This window comes from Roseateles sp. UC29_93 (assembly GCF_042695725.1).
Lineage (GTDB): Bacteria > Pseudomonadota > Gammaproteobacteria > Burkholderiales > Burkholderiaceae_C > Roseateles > Roseateles noduli_A.
The window spans coordinates 2,471,136-2,486,981 of sequence record NZ_CP170545.1 but is presented as its reverse complement, the minus strand read 5'-3'; the positions used below and the strand labels follow the sequence as shown (position 1 = coordinate 2,486,981).

The window sequence follows — 15,846 nt, the reverse complement described above, 5'->3', positions numbered from 1 at the left end:
CACACTCCGGCCCATGCCCTCGAAGAATTCCTCCGACAACGAACCCTCCTTCGACGCCCCGTCCGATTCGGGCAAGGGCGCCGCATCCAGGAAAGAGAAGAGCAACTCCACCCGCAAGAAGCCCCAGGGCGACGGCAAGCCGCGCCGGCCCTGGTTTGTGCGGCTGGTCGGCTGGCTCTTCGGCCTGGTGCTGGCGGGAGTGGGTGCAGTGGTGCTGCTGGTCGGCATGGCCCTGGCGATCGCCTACCCCCAACTGCCCGACATCAGCGGACTGACCGACTACCGGCCGAAGCTGCCGCTGCGTGTGATGTCCAGCGAGGGTCAGTTGCTGGCCGAGTACGGCGAGGAACGCCGCAGCTACTCCGACATCCGAGAGATCCCCAAGTTGATGCAGGACGCGATCCTGGCCATCGAGGACGCGCGCTTCTATCAGCACGGCGGCGTGGATTACCTGGGCGTGATCCGCGCCGGCCTGGCCAACGTCAGCGAGTCCAAGAGCCAGGGCGCCTCGACCATCACGATGCAGGTGGCGCGCAACTTCTATCTGTCCACCGAGAAGACCTTCACCCGCAAGATCTACGAGATCCTGCTCGCGCTGAAGATCGAGAGCGCGCTGCCCAAGGAGAAGATCCTCGAGATCTACATGAACCAGATCTTCCTGGGGCACCGCGCCTACGGCTTCGCGGCGGCCAGCGAGGTGTACTTCGGCAAGCCTCTGAAGGACCTCTCGATCGCCGAGGCGGCGATGCTCGCCGGGTTGCCGAAAGCACCATCTGCTTACAACCCGATCAACAATCCGCGCCGGGCAGTGTTGCGCCAGCAATACATCATCGACCGGATGCTGGAAATGGGCTTCATCACGCCCGAGCAGCATGCCCAGGCCAAGGCCGAAAAACTGCGCATCCGGCCGCCGCAGGAAGCCGCCAGCCACGCCGAGTACGTCGCCGAACTGGCCCGCCAACTGATCTTCAGCCAGTACGGGGACGAGGCCTACACGCGCGGTCTGAATGTCTATCTGACACTGCACGCGGACGAGCAGGAACGTGCCTACCGCGCCTTGCGCCGCGGGATCATGGACTACGAGCGCCGCCAGGTGTACCGGGGACCCGAGGCCTATGTGGATCTGCCGGCCGACCCCAAGGAACTGGACACCCGCATCGCCGAGGCGCTCTCGGACCACCCGGCCAATGACGAACTGCTGGCGGCCGTGGTGCTTGAAGCCGGTCCGAAGCAGGTCGTCGCGGCGCTGCAGAGCGGCGAGTCGGTGACCATCACCGGCGAGGGACTCAAGCCAGCCACCTCGGGGCTGTCCGACAAGGGCAACCCGAAGACGCGCATCCGCCGTGGTGCGGTGATCCGTGTGATCAAGCTGGTCAGGAACAACAAGGACGAGTGGACGATCACCCAGCTGCCCGAAGTCGAGGGCGCGATGGTGGCGCTCAGCCCGAAGGACGGCAGCGTGCGGGCGTTGGTCGGCGGCTTCGACTACAACAAGAACAAGTTCAACCACGTCACGCAGGCCTGGCGGCAGCCGGGCTCGAGCTTCAAGCCGTTCATCTATTCAGCCGCGCTGGAGAAGGGGTTCAACGGCGCGACGATCGTCAACGACGGGCCGCTGTTCTTCGACGCGACGACCACCGGCAGCCAGCCCTGGGAACCCAAGAACTACGATGGCCAGTTCGACGGTCCGATGCCGCTGCGGCGCGCGCTGGCCAAGTCCAAGAACATGGTGTCGATCCGGGTGTTGCAATCGGTGGGGGTGAAGTACGCGCAGGACTGGATCACGCGCTTCGGCTTCGACGCGGACAAGCACCCGGCCTATCTGACGATGGCACTGGGCGCCGGGTCGGTGACGCCGATGCAGATGGCGCAGGCGTACTCGGTCTTCGCCAACGGCGGGTACCGGATCGCGCCGCAGCTGGTCCAGCGCATCACGGACCATGCGGGCCGCGTGCTCTACCAGCAGCAACCCAAGCAGTTCGAGGATTCGCAGCGGGCCATCGAACCTCGCAACGCCTACCTGATGGACAGCCTGCTCCAGGAAGTCGCGCGCAGCGGCACGGCGGCCCGTACCCAGGCCACGCTCAAGCGCCCGGACATCTACGGCAAGACCGGCACGACCAACGACTCGATGGACGCCTGGTTCGCGGGTTTCCAGCCGGAGTTGGTGTCGGTGGTGTGGATCGGCTACGACCAGCCGCGCAAGCTGGGTGACCGGGAAACCGGCGGTGGGCTCGCCCTGCCGGTGTGGATCGAGTTCATGCAATACGCACTGCGCAACACGCCGGTCCAGGAGATACAGCCTCCCGAGGGCGTGGTGAACTTCAACGGCGAGTGGTACTACGACGAATTCGCCGGCAACAGCGGCGTGAAGGCACTCGGCAACGAGGAGCACGTGCCGACCACCGGCTCCGAGGAAGAGAAGAAGAGCATCCTCGATCTCTTCAAGCGCTAGCTCCCCCGACCGCCTGGTCGGGACGATCTCGCCCAGGACTCGCTCAGTCAGCTCCCGGAAAAGACCAGCGGCCTGCCCGCGTGGTGCGAAGCCTCCTCGGACAGGCGCGCGAAGAAGGCGACGCCATCCTTGGTGTCGATCCATTGCCCGTCGACGAATTTGAAGTGATACCCACCGCGCCGCGAGGCGAGCCACAGCTCGTGCAGCGGCGGTTGCGTGTTCACGACGATCTTGCTGCGGTCCTGGAACTCCAGTTCCAGCAGTCCGCCGGTGCGATGCTGGTCGATGTCGACCACGTCGTCGTCGAGCCAGGTGTCGATGTCGGATTCGATGCTGGCCAGCACGGCGTCGGTGCGGGCGTCGTAGTCGGCATCGGTCAGTGGCGTGGGCGTCATGGGCAATCGGGAGCGGGCTCGCGAGAGACTAGACTGCGAGCCCATGAAGAACGTGAAGATGCGAAGTGTAGGCGCTGCCTCCAAGACGACCCGCCGCCGCGCCGCCAAGGCCATGACAACCCTGATGTTGTGCGCGGCTGCGCTCGCCGTCAGCGCCTGTGGCCAGAAGCGACCGCTCCAGTTGCCGCAGGCGAAGCATCCGACGCCGTCGTCGGCGTCGACGGCCTCCTCGCCGGCCTCGGCCGCCAGCGCCGCGAACTGACGCCGCCGCGTCCGCGCGAGGCGGACCTCAGATCCGCCCTTCCTCCACCGCGTGGCAGGCCACGCGGATCCCTTGGAACTCGAGCAGCTGTGGCCGCTCCGCGCTGCAACGCGCGTTCGCGTGCGGGCACCGGGGGTGGAAGCTGCACCCGCTCGGGGGATTCAGCGGATTGGGCACTTCCCCCTGCACGGGGGTGCGAGAGCGACCCGACATGTGGATGTCGGGAATCGCGTCGAGCAGCATCCGCGTGTACGGATGTCGCGGCGTCGCGAACAGCGCGCGCTTGTCGGCCTGCTCCACCAGCCGACCGAGGTACATCACGCCCACCTGGTCGGCCACATGCCGCACCACCGCGAGGTTGTGCGAGATGAACAGGTAGGTCAGGCCTTGCTTGCGCTGCAGGTCCTTCATGATGTTCAGGACCTGCGCCTGCACCGAGACGTCGAGCGCCGACGTCGGCTCGTCGCAGACGAGGAACTCCGGCTCGGTCGCCAGCGCGCGGGCGATGGAGATACGCTGCCTCTGCCCGCCTGAGAACTGGTGCGGAAACTTCTCCGCGTCCACCGGCGACAGCCCCACCGACTGCAGCAGCTCGCCGACGCGTTGCTTCAGTGCTTGCGCGTCGCGCACCAGGCCGTGCTCGCGCAGCGGTTCGGCGACGATGTCCTGGACCTTCCAGCGCGGGTTGAGACTCGCATAGGGATCCTGGAAGATCATCTGCATCCGGCGTCGCAAGGCCAGTGCATCCGGTCCCTTCAACGTGGTGGCGATGTCCGCATCATCAAAGCGCACCTCGCCGCGCGTCGGTGCATAGAGCCCGACAAGCAGGCGTGCGACGGTACTCTTGCCGCAGCCCGACTCGCCGACCAGCGCGAGCGTCTGGCCCTTCTCGATCGAGAAGCTGACGCCATCCACTGCATGGACGAACTGCCGTGGCTTGCGCTCGATCACGCGATTCAGCCACGGGGCCGACACGTCGAAGGTCTTGGCCAGATCACGCACCTCAACCAGCACCTCACCGGGGCTGGCTGTGGCTCGCTCGCCGTCGCCCGATTTCGTCGGGTCCGTCGCGCGTGGCGTCTCGTTCAACACAGTCATGCGACGCCTCCCTGCACGACAGCGACATCCGCGGCGTGCAACCAGCACGCTGCTTGGGTCGCAGGCGCCTTCATCAACTCGGGGCGCTGCTCGTGGCAGCGATCGAAGGCCCGCGGACAGCGCGGATGGAAGGCACAACCGGTCGGAATCGACGTGAGGCGCGGCATGGCCCCGTCGATCTGCACGAGCCGCTCGCGGTCCTCGTCCATCGCGGGGATGGAGCCCATCAGCCCCGACGTGTAAGGATGGCCCGGGCGATGGATCACCTCCTGCACCGGCCCGATCTCGGCCACGCGCCCGGCATACAGCACCGCCACGCGGTCGCAGGTCTCGGCGATCACGCCCATGTCGTGCGTGACCAGCATGACCGCCGCGCCCTGCTCCCGGCACACACGCTTGAGCAAGGCAATGATCTGCGCCTGGATCGACACGTCGAGGGCCGTTGTCGGCTCGTCGGCGACGATCAGCTTCGGATCTGCCGCGAGTGCGAGCGCGATCACCACGCGCTGCCGCATGCCACCGGAGAACTGATGCGGATACTGGTCCACACGAGCCTCGGGTGCCGGGATGCCGGTCGCCGCCAGCAGCTCGATCGCACGGGCGCGGGCCTGCTTCGCACTGAGCCCGAGGTGGGTCGCGATCGTCTCGACCAGTTGCCGGCCCACCGTATACAGCGGATTGAGCGACGTCAGAGGATCCTGGAAGATCGCGCCGATCTGCCGACCGCGAACACGGCGCATCTGGTCCGCAGGCAGGTTGTCGATGCGACGACCGTCGAGCAGGATCTCTCCACCGGCGATGCGCCCAGGTGGATCGAGCAGGCCGATGATCGCCGCGCCGGTCAGCGACTTGCCGGCGCCGGATTCGCCGACGACACCGAGCACCTCGCCCGGCGCGATGTCGAAGGACACGTCGTCCAGCGCGAGCAGCGTGCCACGCCGGGTCGGGAATTCCACGCGCAGATGGCGGACTTGCAGCAGGGAAGCAGAGGCGGTCATGGGGCCGTCATCCAATCAGCGCAGGCGGGGATTGAGCGCATCGCGCAACCAATCGCCGAGCATGTTCACCGACACCGTGATCAACACCAGCATCGTGCTGGGCCAGATCGTGATCCACCATTCGCCGGAGAACAGGAAGTCGTTGCCGACGCGGATCAGCGTCCCCAGCGAGGGGCTGGTCGGCGGCACGCCGACGCCGAGGAAGGACAGCGTCGCCTCCGTCAGGATCGCGGACGCGACCTGCAGCGTCGCCAACACCAGCACCGGACCGGTCACGTTGGGAAGCACGTGTCGCCACATGATGGCCATCGGCTGCACGCCGATCACGCGAGCAGCCTGCACATATTCCTTATTGCGCTCGACCATCGTCGAGCCGCGCACCGTGCGCGCGTACTGCACCCACCCGGTCAGCGAGATCGCGAGGATCAGCACCGCGAAAGCCAGCGACTCGTGCGCATCCTTGAACACGACACGGCCGATACCGTCGATCAGCAGCGCGATCAGGATCGACGGGAAGGACAGCATCACATCGCAGATGCGCATGATGAAGGCATCCACCTTGCCGCCGACGAAGCCGGACAGCAGCCCCAGGCCGACGCCGATGATCATCGACAGGATCACCGAGGCCACGCCCACCAGCAGCGAGATCCGCGCGCCGTACATGATCGCGGACAGCAGATCTCGACCCTGGTCGTCGGTGCCTAGCAGGTACTTCGTCGATCCGCCCTCGATCCACGCCGGCGGCAGCCGCGAATCCATCAGCTCCAGCGCCGACAGGTCGAACGGATCGTGCGGCGCGATCCAGGTCGCGAACAGCGCGCAGATCAGACAGCACAGCGCGACGAAGGCCGCGACCATGGCGAACGGCGAGCGGGTGAACGAATGCCAGACGTCGCCGTCGAAGAAGCGCTTCAACGCGGTCGGCGGGCGCGGAGCCGGCGCACCGGAGGCCGGCGGAGGAGGAAGGGAGGCGGTCATTCGGAGATCAGGAGGGCGGGCTGTCGGGACGATGGCGGCGGGACGCGGAGGTCCGCTCAATGCGGTGCGAGGGGCAGGCCCTGCTCGACCAGGGCCGCGAACAGTGCGGACCCGAGCGGCAGGATCTCGTCGTTGAAGTCGTAGCGCGGCTGATGCAGCCCGCAGGGGCCGCCTTGTCCCAGCCGCAGATAGGCGCCGGGTCGGGCCTGCAGCATGAAGGCAAAGTCCTCGGACCCCATGCTCGGCACGAGTTTGTCGTCGACGTTCTCCGGGCCGACCAGCGACTGCGCGACGCGCACCGCGAAGTCGGCCTCGCGCGCACTGTTGACGGTCGCGGGATAGAGCCGCTGGTAGTCGACCTTGGCGCTTGCGCCGAAACCCAGGGCGACCGATTCGACCAGGCGCGTCATCCGCTCCTCGAGCAGTTGCTGCACTTCGGGCTTGAAGCTGCGCACCGTGCCGGTCAACTGCGCGGCCTCGGGGATGACACTGAAGGCGCTCGGCTCGCCGGCATGCATCGAACAGAGGCTGACGACCGCCTGCTCGATCGGCGCGATGTTGCGCGACACCAGGCTTTGCACCGCGGTGATCACATGGCCGGCGATCAGCACCGGGTCGACGCTCAGGTGCGGATGCGCGCCATGACCACCACGCCCCTGGATCGTGATGTTCACGCGGTCCGCCGCTGCCATCATCGCGCCACGGTTCAGACCGATCTTCCCGGGCGGCAGGTGCGGCCAGTTGTGCATCGCGTAGATGGATTCCACCGGGAAACGCTCGAACAGGCCGTCGGCGATCATCTCGCGCGCGCCGCCATAGCCCTCCTCGCCCGGCTGGAACACCAGCACCGCCGTACCGGCAAAACGCCGCGTCTGCGCCAGGTAGCGCGCCGTCCCGACCAGCATCGCGCAATGGCCGTCGTGTCCGCACGCATGCATCAGGCCGGGCGTCGACGAACGCCAGGCGAAGTCGTTCTGCTCGCGCAGCGGCAGCGCATCCATGTCGGCGCGCAGCCCGAAAAGTCTGGGCGCCGTGCCCGGCGTCGTCTGGCCATGGATGGTCGCGACGATGCCGGTGCGGCCCAGGCCCTGGTGGATCTCGTCGACGCCGCAGGCCTTCAGCGCCTGCACGATCCGGGCGGCGGTGCGGTGTTCCTCGAAGCCGAGTTCCGGCATCGTGTGCAGTTCGCGGCGCAGCGCAACAAGCTCTCCGCGCGCCTCGAAGAGTCGCTGGTAGGTGCCGGCCGCGGCGGCGGTCAGGTGCTCTGGAGCGTTCATGTCAATGCGCGCCGCCGCTCACGCGCAAGCGCGGATCGACAGCGAAGTACAGCAGATCGACGACCAGGTTGATCACGACGAAGATCAGCGAGATCAGGCAGAGGTAGGCCGCCATCACGGGAATGTCGGCGAACTGCACCGCCTGGATGAACAGCAATCCCATGCCGGGCCATTGAAACACGGTCTCGGTGATGATCGCAAAGGCAATCAGCGATCCCAGCTGCAGGCCGGTGATCGTGATGACCGGTACCAGCGTGTTCTTCAACGCGTGCCCGAAGTAGATCGTCCGGTCGCTGAGGCCGCGGGCGCGGGCGAACTTGATGTAGTCGGCGCGCAGCACTTCCAGCATCTCGGCGCGCACGATGCGCATGATCAAGGTCAGCTGGAACACCGCCAGCGTGACGCCCGGCAACAGCAGGTGACGCAACCCGTCGCCGGTCAGCAGCCCGGTGCTCCAGGCACCGAGCATCACGACTTCGCCCCGGCCATAGCTCGGCAGCCAGGCCAGTTGCACCGCGAAGATCAGGATCAGCAGGATCCCGATGAGGAAGGTCGGCAGCGCCACGCCCAGCAGTGACAGCGTCATCAACAGCTGTGAGCCGAAGGTCCCGCGCCGCAGCGCCGCGTAGACGCCCAGTGGGATGCCGAACAGCAGTGCGATCAGCGCGGCCGTCGCAGACAGCTCGAGCGTCGCCGGGAAGCGCTCCGCGATCAGCGCGGAGACCTTGCGACCCTGCTTCAGGCTGACGCCGAACTCGCCCTGCGCCGCATTGCCGGCGAAATGCGCGAATTGCACGATGAAGCTCTGATCGAGCCCCAGATCCTTGCGCAACTGCTCGCGCTGCTCCGGCGTGGCGTCCTGGCCGAGCAGGTTGTTGACCGGATCCCCGACGTACTGGAACAGCATGAAGGCGATGAAGGCCACCGTCAGCATGACGACGACGGCCTGCGCCAGACGGCGAAGAATGAAAACCAGCATGGACGAGGGCCTCCGGCATGGGCTCGGGCGACGCGACTTGTGATCGGCCCTGGCACGACCTGACCCCGGAGGCGGAGCGCTTCAGAAGGGAACCATCATCAAGCAGCGTACGCCCACCGGCAAGTGGGTTAGCCCTTGACGCGGCGCGAACGCGACGTCGTCCCGACCGTTGCACAAGAACGAAAAAACCGCCCGAAGGCGGTTTGCTGCGAGGCGGCGGCGGGGTGGTCAGGTCCGCCGTCTCCCAAAGGACGATCAGAAGCGGTGACGGATACCGACGATCGAACCACCACGCTTCTCGGCGTTGTTGGCGAAGCGGACCGCGCCCTCGTGCTTGGTGTAGTCCAGCTCGAAGTAAGCGTCGGTGCGCTTGGAGAAAGCGTAGTCCGCGACGAAGGCCACGTAGTGCCCTTTGCTCTTGGTGTTGGCCAGAGCAGCGCTGTAGTGCGTCTGCGTGGCGTACCAATAGTGAGCGCCCAAGTTCAGTTGCGGGGTCAGCTGATAGGCGGCGCCCACCGAGATCATGTCCCGCTTCTTCACATCGTTCGCGGCCGCATTCAGCACCGTGCCCAGCAAGCCGGACGTGTAGGCCGCGCCCAGCAAGCCGCCCCGGTCGAACTTGTTGGTCGCCCAGGACAAGTTGATGTACCACGGGCCGCTCGTGTACGCGCCGCCGGCGGTGTAGCCCTTGACCTTCTTGCCCAGGGTGTCCTCGACCTGCAGGAAGGCGCCGCCGAAGGCGATGGGGCCCTGGTTGTAGCGCAGCAGGCCGCCGAACGACTTGTTCTGTGAATTGCCTTCACCCGCCGACACCTGGACCTCGCCGCGGATGGGGCCCTTCTCGAACAGGTACTTGACCATGTTGTCCTGGCGCGCGCCCATCGACAGGCCGATCTCGGGCTTGTAGGCCTCGATGTAGGGCGAGTACTTGAAGGACGCGTAGGTCGACGTGTAGATGTCGAACAGGATGTTGTACTGGCGGCCCAGCGTGAGGCGGCCGAAGTCGGCCGACTGGATGCCGACCCAGGACTGACGCCAGAAATCGGCGGCGGCCACGGTGCCGGTGTCGGAGTTCAGGCGGTGCTCGAGGTTGGCGATGGCCTTCAGCCCGCCGCCCATGTCCTCGGTCACGTTCACCCCAAGACGGCTCTGGGACATGCCACCGGGGATCACCTGCTTCTCGGAGCTTCCGGCGTTCGCATTGCTGGTCCAGCGCAGACCTACGTCAACGATGCCGTAGAGCTGCACGGTCGACTGTGCCCAGGCGGCGCTGGTGCTCGCTGCGAGGATGCTCAACGCCAAGGCGGCTTTCTTCATGTGATGTCTCCTGTATGTTTGGTGTGGTCGCCGAGATCGATTCTCAGCGAAGCCCCCAGACGGAGACGCTTTGTGTTGCACATCGCCCACGCGAGCAAACCCTGTCAAGTTTGTGACGCCCTCCCAGAGGGAAAACCCGCGAAGACTGTCTACAAAATCTACAACAGTGCGTTGCGACGACAGTGCTTGATCGACTGGCGCAAGACCTGGCACCTGCGCGACAGGCTCCCTACGGGCTAACGTTGAGACGAAAAAAAGCCGCCCCGAGGGGCGGCTTTCGTAGCGCAGCGCGCTGATCCGGAGATCAGAAGCTGTGCTTGATACCGACGTCCAGGCCACCCGACTTGCCACCGCGAGCAGCGGCAACAGCGTTGTTCTGAACGCGGAAGTTCGAGTTGTCGTTGTCGATGATCGACGCGGTCGTGTACAGCGCGGTGCGCTTGGACAGGTTGTGCTGGTAGCCGATGGTGAAGGCTTGAGCGTCGCCGCGTGCCGCCACCACTGCGTCAGCAGCACCGTTGGTCTCAGCCTTGGTGTACTGAGCGGTCACCGAACCGGCAGCCGTCACCGGCACCACGGCGCCGACCGTGAACAGGTTCTGCTTGCGCGAACCGAACTTCAGCTGGCTGAACAGGCCTTGCACCTTCACGACCTTGAAGTCGTAGCTGGCGCCCAGCGACAGTTGCTTGAACTTCGAGCCCAGCGAGTCGGTCGACTGGTAGCCGCCGGCCACGTTGAAGTCGGCGATCTTGTAGCCCAGACGGCCACCGAAGGACTTCTTGCCGTCGGTGCCTTCACCAGCAGCCACGTCGAACGAGCCGTACACGCCGCCCAGGTCGGCCGGCAGGAAGTACTGAACCAGGTTGTCGGCACGGTTGATCGTGTCGATGTTCGAGCCCAGCAGGCTGTACGTGCGGGTCACGTCACCCAGACCGGTGGTGCTGTAGACGTCGAAATCATCGACGACCAGGCGGGTCGAGGTCTTGCCACGGCCCAGACGGACTTCACCGAAGTCGCCCATCAGGCTCACGGAAGCGCGACGGCCCCAGAAGCGGGTGGCGTCAGCGGTGCCGGTGTCGGCAGCCAGGGCGCCTTCCAGCCAGAAGCCAGCCTTCAGGCCGCCACCCAGGTCTTCGACGCCACGGACGCCGATGCGGCTGGAGGAGCTGCCGTCGTTCGTCAGTTGCTTCGTGTCCTGGCCATTGGCCTTCGTGTAACGGGCGGCCACGTCGATCACGCCAAACAGCGTGACGGACGATTGAGCGGCAGCGGCACCAGCGAAACCAGCCAGCACAGCCAGCGCGACGAGAGATTTCTTCATTAGAGACTCCTAGATCTTCAATGAGGTTGCGGTTGGTAGATCGCCCGCAAACCAAGCTCCTGCAATGAAGCTGTGGTGTATTGCAACAGGTCCGATCACGCCTGACCAGCAGCCACCCCGTAAAAGTCCTGATTTCGTTGGATCGAAGCAACGCGTATGGGATTAAAAAATTGTGTCATCACGCATTCGCACAAAGGATCACCCGGCACCACCGAACCACTTGACGCCCCGCTCCTAAACTGCGGCGTCACGCCCACCGCGAGCATTCAAGATGGAATCCCAGCCTCAGCGCCCGGCGCGCATACTTTCTCGAGCGGACGCGTGGATATCCACGCTGGATCACAGCCTGAAGACGCTGGCGGGTGTCGCGCCGATGGCGAGACCGGCGCCCGAAGCGGCATCCGCCGACGAGCCGCTGGATCAGCCGCAGCGCAAGCTCGCCGCGTCGCTGATGCGGGTCAATCATGTCGGCGAGGTCTGCGCGCAGGCGCTCTACCGCGCCCAGGCCCTGACCACGAGGGACGCGGCCCTGCGTCAACACCTGGAGCACGCCGCGCAGGAGGAGATCGACCATCTCGCCTGGTGCGCCGGGCGACTCCGTGCGCTGAACGACCGCCCGAGCCTGCTCAATCCCCTCTGGTACGGCGGCGCCTTCGCGATCGGTTCCGTCGCCGGGCTGATCGGGGACAAGGTCAGCCTGGGCTTCGTCATCGAGACCGAGCGTCAGGTCGAGGCGCACCTCGCTGGCCACCTGAAGCGGCTGCCCGCGGGCGACCACAGTTCGCGAGCGATCGTCGCGCAGATGAAGGAAGAGGAGGCCCGTCACGCCGAAGAGGCGCGCGGGCTCGGCGGCGTCGACCTGCCTGCGCCGGTACGGGGTTTGATGCGCCTAGCCGCCAAGGTCATGACCCGCACGGCGCACCATCTCTAGCGTGCGCCCTCGCCCGCCGGGCGGGCGGGCGGGAATCAGACCTCGACGATCTCCACCGACGTGGTGATCTCCGCCGTCTTCGCCAGCATGATGCTGGCCGAACAGTACTTCTCGTGGGAGAGCTGCACCGCGCGCTCCACGCTCGCCTGCGGCAGGCCCTTGCCCGTCACGACGAAGTGCATGTGGATCCTGGTGAAGACCTTCGGATCGGCGTCGGCGCGATCGGCACTCAGCTTGACCTGGCAACCGCGCACATCGTGGCGGCCGCGCTTCAGGATCAACACCACGTCATAGGCGGTGCAGCCGCCAGTCCCGGCCAACACGGTTTCCATCGGTCGCGGCGCCAGGTTGCGACCACCCCCATCGGGCGCGCCGTCCATGTTGATCATGTGGCCGCTGCCGGTCTCGGCGATGAAGCTCATGCCGTCGGCGCCCATCCAGTTGATCGTGCATTCCATTCGTCGTTCCTTCGTTCCATGGGCCGTTCGAGCCATGCGGGGCGGTGATCTGACCCCATTTCTTGCGGGACCGCCCATCACGGTCACCCACTCTGGCGGTGATTTTGCGCATTTAGAGGCCCGACTCCAGGGCTGGACCCCCCAAAAAATATTGCAGCGCAACATGCATCCCCCTAGAATTCTAGGCATGCGATAGCGCTACCCCACTCTGTAGGGTCAGCCCCGCACCGATTGTCTCCTCCACCGCCTCCATGGTGGATTCAGCCCGAGGCCACAAGCCTCGGGCTTTTTTTCGTCCGTCCGCGCACGCTCCGCAGCGCAAGGCTCGCTCCTCCAATGGCGAAAGCGCATGGGCCGCCGCCGCTCAGGCGTGCCCGCGCCCCGGGCAGACCCTCGCTATCATCGTCCGCCCGACTCCCGCCGCGTCCGCGCGGGACGGGGAACTGGAGGGATTTCCATGGCCGGCACCCGCCGCGCATCGCGCAAGAACACCTCGACGCGCCCATCGGCGCAACACCCCGCGTTACTCCCGGCCGACCAGAGTTATCTCCAACGGATTCTTAACGCCAAGGTGTATGAGGTCGCGCAGGAAACCTCCCTCGATGCCGCCCGCAATCTCTCCAAGCGCATCGGCAACAAAGTCTGGCTGAAACGCGAAGATCAGCAGCCGGTATTCAGCTTCAAATTGCGGGGTGCCTATAACAAGATGGCAAATCTCGCGCCCGAGCAATTGGCGCGCGGGGTGATTTGCGCATCGGCGGGGAATCATGCCCAGGGCGTGGCGCTGTCGGCAAAGAAACTCGGCTGCCGCGCGGTCATCGTGATGCCGGTGACGACGCCCAAGGTCAAGATCGACGCCGTGCAGGCGCTGGGCGGCGAGGTGGTGCTGGCCGGGGAGTCCTTCACGGACGCGTACGGGCACGCGCTGGAGCTTGAGCAGCAGCACGGACTGAGCTTCGTACACCCGTTCGACGATCCCGACGTCATCGCCGGCCAGGGCACGATCGCGATGGAGTTGCTGCGCCAGCACCCGGGGCCGATCGACGCGATCTTCGTCGCGATCGGCGGGGGCGGTTTGATCTCGGGGGTCGCGGCCTACATCAAGGCCGTGCGGCCGGAGATCAAGATCATCGGCGTCCAGACCAAGGACTCGGACGCCATGGTGCGCTCCGTGCGCGCCGGCAAGCGGGTCACGCTGACCGACGTGGGGCTCTTCTCGGACGGCACTGCGGTCAAGCTGGTCGGCGAGGAAACCTTCCGCATCTGCCGCGAGCTGGTCGACGACTACATCCTGGTCGACACCGACGCCGTCTGTGCCGCGATCAAGGATGTCTTCGTCGACACCCGCAGCATCCTGGAGCCGGCCGGCGGACTGGGTGTCGCAGCCATCAAGCAGTATGCGGCGCAGCACGGGACCCGGGGCGAGACCTACATCGCCATCACCTGCGGCGCGAACATGAACTTCGACCGGCTGCGCTTCGTGGCCGAGCGCGCGGAGGTCGGCGAGGAGCGCGAGGCGCTGTTCGCCGTCACCATCCCGGAGGAAACGCGGCAGCTTCCGGCGCTTCTGTGAACTGGTCCAGGGCCGCAGCGTCACGGAATTCAACTACCGCATCTCCGACCGCCAGGTGGCGCACGTCTTCGTCGGCGTCTCCATCACCAAGCGCGAGGAAGCCGACAAGCTGGTCCGCAGCTTCGAGCGCCATCGTTTCGCCACCGTCGACCTCACCGACGACGAACTGGCCAAGCAGCACGTCCGCCACATGGTCGGCGGTCGGACCGAACTCGCGGAGAACGAGCGCCTCTTCCGCTTCATCTTCCCGGAGCGGCCGGGCGCGCTGATGCGCTTCCTGTCCAGCATGAGCCCGGACTGGAACATCAGCCTGTTCCACTACCGCAACCAGGGCGCGGACTATGGCCGCATCCTCGTCGGTCTGCAGGTTCCGAAGGGCGACGGCAAGGCGTTCAAGACCTTCCTCGACCAGTTGAACTACCCCTGTACCGAAGAGACCGACAACCCGGTGTACCGGCTCTTCCTGCGTTGAACCGCGTCAAGGGGCCGTGACCGCGCGGGCGCACCGACGCCCGGACGGCCTGGCGGTTACGGCTTGACACCGACAGCTGCCCCCGGGACAAGGGGCAGAGGCGAGGCGGCGGGGGCAATTGCCGATGGCCCGCCCGCGGCGCGGGCCGAGAATGGCGGTCCCCATGTCCATTCATCAGTCCCTCATCTCGCCGACCGCCAATCCGGAGCTGGAACGCGCCTTGCGCCAGCGCCTGGAACGCCGCTGCACGCTGGCCGGCCGACTGGGTGAACTGGAACCGCTCGCGGTGCGACTGGGCCTGATCCAGGCGACGCAGACACCGAAGTTCCGCGACCCCACGCTGGTGCTGTTCGCGGCCGACCACGGCCTGGCGGTGGACGGCATCGCATTGCCCAACGGTCGCAGCACGCGTGAGCAGGCCCTGCTCGCCCTGCAACACCGCCTGCCCTCGACCGTGTTCGCGCGCAACCAGGGCATGCATGTGACGGTGGTCGACTGCGGCATCGCCGAGCCGCTCAGCCCGCAGCAGCGTCTGCTCGCGCGCAAGATCGCGCACGGGACGCGCAACTCGCGGGCTGGCGCGGCGATGACGGTGGAACAGGCGCATGCCGGCGTGCGCGTCGGCATGGAAATCTCCGACAACCTGGCGGGCAACGTGATCGCCTGCGCGGGGCTGGGCCAAGGCTCGCTGGAGGCTTCTGCGCTGGTGCTGTCCCGGTTGATGGACATGCCGGTGCAGGACTTCATCATCTCCGGCCCCGACATGCCGCACGACGACCTGTCGCATCTGATGCTGGTGCTGCAAGGCGCTCAGCAGCGGCACCGCGAGGTGCGCGAACCGATGGCGGTGCTCGCGGCCTTCGGCGGATTCGAACTGGCGGTGATGGTCGGCGCGATGCTGGTCGCGGCGTCGAAGCGGCAGCTGATTCTGGTGGACGGCATCGCCGCGTGCGCGGCGTTGAAGGTGGCGTCCATGATCGCTCCCCCGGTCACCGATTACGCGGTGTTCTGCCGCAGCACCACCCATCGCGGACTGGACGAGGCGCTTCAGCTGTTCCACGCGGCGGCGCTGCTGGAACTCGGCATGGAATGCGGGGATGGCACCGGCGCGACCTTGGCGTGGCCGCTGGTCCGTTGCGCGGCGGCGCTGCTGACGGAAGTGCAGGACCTGCCCGACGGGGCCATCCACAGTCGTCCGTCCGACCTGCGCGACACGGGATCGAGCAACGCGGGCGCGCTGCACACAGGTCCGGGCCGGTCCACGCTGGGCAGCAAGTACTGACCCTGCGCGCGCGCCGACGCGCCCGATGACGCGCCAGGCGTGCTCAACGC

At 66.3% G+C, this 15,846-nt stretch carries 13 protein-coding genes and 1 pseudogene; 5 read left to right on the top strand and 9 right to left on the bottom strand.

Going from position 1 to position 15,846, the window contains the following annotated elements:
* The first annotated feature begins 13 nt into the window (after window positions 1-13).
* Entirely contained in the window at window positions 14-2,455 is a 2,442-nt protein-coding gene (locus ACFJIX_RS11480; protein WP_377160095.1) for a penicillin-binding protein 1A, read from the top strand.
* 47 nt (window positions 2,456-2,502) lie between these two features.
* Here ACFJIX_RS11480 and cyaY read toward each other — a convergent pair whose 3' ends face one another.
* Complete coding sequence (gene cyaY, locus ACFJIX_RS11475; RefSeq protein ID WP_377160093.1) at window positions 2,503-2,850, bottom strand: iron donor protein CyaY; 348 nt, start codon at window positions 2,848-2,850, stop codon at window positions 2,503-2,505.
* Between the two features lie 43 nt (window positions 2,851-2,893).
* On the opposite strand from cyaY, the gene ACFJIX_RS11470 reads away from it, so the two are divergent.
* Entirely contained in the window at window positions 2,894-3,112 is a 219-nt protein-coding gene (locus ACFJIX_RS11470) for a lipoprotein (RefSeq protein WP_377160091.1), read from the top strand.
* Window positions 3,113-3,139: 27 nt separating this feature from the next.
* Here ACFJIX_RS11470 and ACFJIX_RS11465 read toward each other — a convergent pair whose 3' ends face one another.
* The 7 genes from ACFJIX_RS11465 to ACFJIX_RS11435 all read right to left on the bottom strand — a co-directional run bounded on the left by ACFJIX_RS11465 (window position 3,140) and on the right by ACFJIX_RS11435 (window position 11,080).
* Window positions 3,140-4,210 carry an ABC transporter ATP-binding protein gene (locus ACFJIX_RS11465; protein ID WP_377160089.1) on the bottom strand — a complete coding sequence of 357 codons (1,071 nt, stop codon included), beginning with the start codon at window positions 4,208-4,210 and terminating at the stop codon, window positions 3,140-3,142.
* Window positions 4,207-5,208, bottom strand: a complete 1,002-nt coding sequence (locus tag ACFJIX_RS11460) for an ABC transporter ATP-binding protein (RefSeq protein ID WP_377160087.1) — start codon at window positions 5,206-5,208, stop codon at window positions 4,207-4,209. Before ACFJIX_RS11460 ends, ACFJIX_RS11465 begins: the two co-directional genes overlap by 4 nt.
* Window positions 5,209-5,223: 15 nt before the next feature.
* Entirely contained in the window at window positions 5,224-6,186 is a 963-nt protein-coding gene (locus ACFJIX_RS11455; RefSeq protein ID WP_377160085.1) for an ABC transporter permease, read from the bottom strand.
* 56 nt (window positions 6,187-6,242) lie between these two features.
* A complete protein-coding gene (locus tag ACFJIX_RS11450; RefSeq protein WP_377160082.1) occupies window positions 6,243-7,463 on the bottom strand; it encodes a M20 aminoacylase family protein in 1,221 nt (406 codons plus the stop codon).
* Between the two features lies 1 nt (window position 7,464).
* On the bottom strand, window positions 7,465-8,442 hold the full coding sequence (locus tag ACFJIX_RS11445; protein ID WP_377160080.1) for an ABC transporter permease: 978 nt from the start codon (window positions 8,440-8,442) through the stop codon (window positions 7,465-7,467).
* Window positions 8,443-8,697: 255 nt separating this feature from the next.
* Entirely contained in the window at window positions 8,698-9,759 is a 1,062-nt protein-coding gene (locus tag ACFJIX_RS11440) for a porin (protein WP_377160078.1), read from the bottom strand.
* A 304-nt stretch (window positions 9,760-10,063) separates the two neighbouring features.
* The gene (locus ACFJIX_RS11435) at window positions 10,064-11,080 is read right to left on the bottom strand and encodes a porin (RefSeq protein ID WP_377160076.1); all 1,017 of its coding nucleotides are present in this window, start codon (window positions 11,078-11,080) and stop codon (window positions 10,064-10,066) included.
* A gap of 271 nt (window positions 11,081-11,351) precedes the next feature.
* Here ACFJIX_RS11435 and coq7 point away from each other — a divergent pair, with 271 nt between their 5' ends.
* On the top strand, window positions 11,352-12,011 hold the full coding sequence (coq7, locus tag ACFJIX_RS11430; protein ID WP_377160074.1) for a 2-polyprenyl-3-methyl-6-methoxy-1,4-benzoquinone monooxygenase: 660 nt from the start codon (window positions 11,352-11,354) through the stop codon (window positions 12,009-12,011).
* A gap of 35 nt (window positions 12,012-12,046) precedes the next feature.
* Here the strand turns inward: coq7 and ACFJIX_RS11425 are convergent, their stop codons facing one another.
* Window positions 12,047-12,469 (bottom strand): OsmC family protein, encoded by a 423-nt coding sequence (locus ACFJIX_RS11425; RefSeq protein WP_377160072.1) that lies wholly within the window; start codon window positions 12,467-12,469, stop codon window positions 12,047-12,049.
* A 457-nt stretch (window positions 12,470-12,926) separates the two neighbouring features.
* Here ACFJIX_RS11425 and ilvA point away from each other — a divergent pair.
* Window positions 12,927-14,514, top strand: a pseudogene (gene ilvA, locus ACFJIX_RS11420) (threonine ammonia-lyase, biosynthetic).
* A 163-nt stretch (window positions 14,515-14,677) separates the two neighbouring features.
* Complete coding sequence (locus tag ACFJIX_RS11415; RefSeq protein ID WP_377160070.1) at window positions 14,678-15,796, top strand: nicotinate-nucleotide--dimethylbenzimidazole phosphoribosyltransferase; 1,119 nt, start codon at window positions 14,678-14,680, stop codon at window positions 15,794-15,796.
* Window positions 15,797-15,846: the final 50 nt, after the last annotated feature.

Bases quoted from the DNA above. Each gene is read 5' to 3' on its own strand.
- ACFJIX_RS11480 (WP_377160095.1), top strand. From the start codon at position 14: ATGCCCTCGAAGAATTCCTCCGACAACGAACCCTCCTTCGACGCCCCG.
- cyaY (WP_377160093.1), bottom strand. From the start codon at position 2,850: ATGACGCCCACGCCACTGACCGATGCCGACTACGACGCCCGCACCGAC.
- ACFJIX_RS11470 (WP_377160091.1), top strand. From the start codon at position 2,894: ATGAAGAACGTGAAGATGCGAAGTGTAGGCGCTGCCTCCAAGACGACC.
- ACFJIX_RS11465 (WP_377160089.1), bottom strand. From the start codon at position 4,210: ATGACTGTGTTGAACGAGACGCCACGCGCGACGGACCCGACGAAATCG.
- ACFJIX_RS11460 (WP_377160087.1), bottom strand. From the start codon at position 5,208: ATGACCGCCTCTGCTTCCCTGCTGCAAGTCCGCCATCTGCGCGTGGAA.
- ACFJIX_RS11455 (WP_377160085.1), bottom strand. From the start codon at position 6,186: ATGACCGCCTCCCTTCCTCCTCCGCCGGCCTCCGGTGCGCCGGCTCCG.
- ACFJIX_RS11450 (WP_377160082.1), bottom strand. From the start codon at position 7,463: ATGAACGCTCCAGAGCACCTGACCGCCGCCGCGGCCGGCACCTACCAG.
- ACFJIX_RS11445 (WP_377160080.1), bottom strand. From the start codon at position 8,442: ATGCTGGTTTTCATTCTTCGCCGTCTGGCGCAGGCCGTCGTCGTCATG.
- ACFJIX_RS11440 (WP_377160078.1), bottom strand. From the start codon at position 9,759: ATGAAGAAAGCCGCCTTGGCGTTGAGCATCCTCGCAGCGAGCACCAGC.
- ACFJIX_RS11435 (WP_377160076.1), bottom strand. From the start codon at position 11,080: ATGAAGAAATCTCTCGTCGCGCTGGCTGTGCTGGCTGGTTTCGCTGGT.
- coq7 (WP_377160074.1), top strand. From the start codon at position 11,352: ATGGAATCCCAGCCTCAGCGCCCGGCGCGCATACTTTCTCGAGCGGAC.
- ACFJIX_RS11425 (WP_377160072.1), bottom strand. From the start codon at position 12,469: ATGGAATGCACGATCAACTGGATGGGCGCCGACGGCATGAGCTTCATC.
- ACFJIX_RS11415 (WP_377160070.1), top strand. From the start codon at position 14,678: ATGTCCATTCATCAGTCCCTCATCTCGCCGACCGCCAATCCGGAGCTG.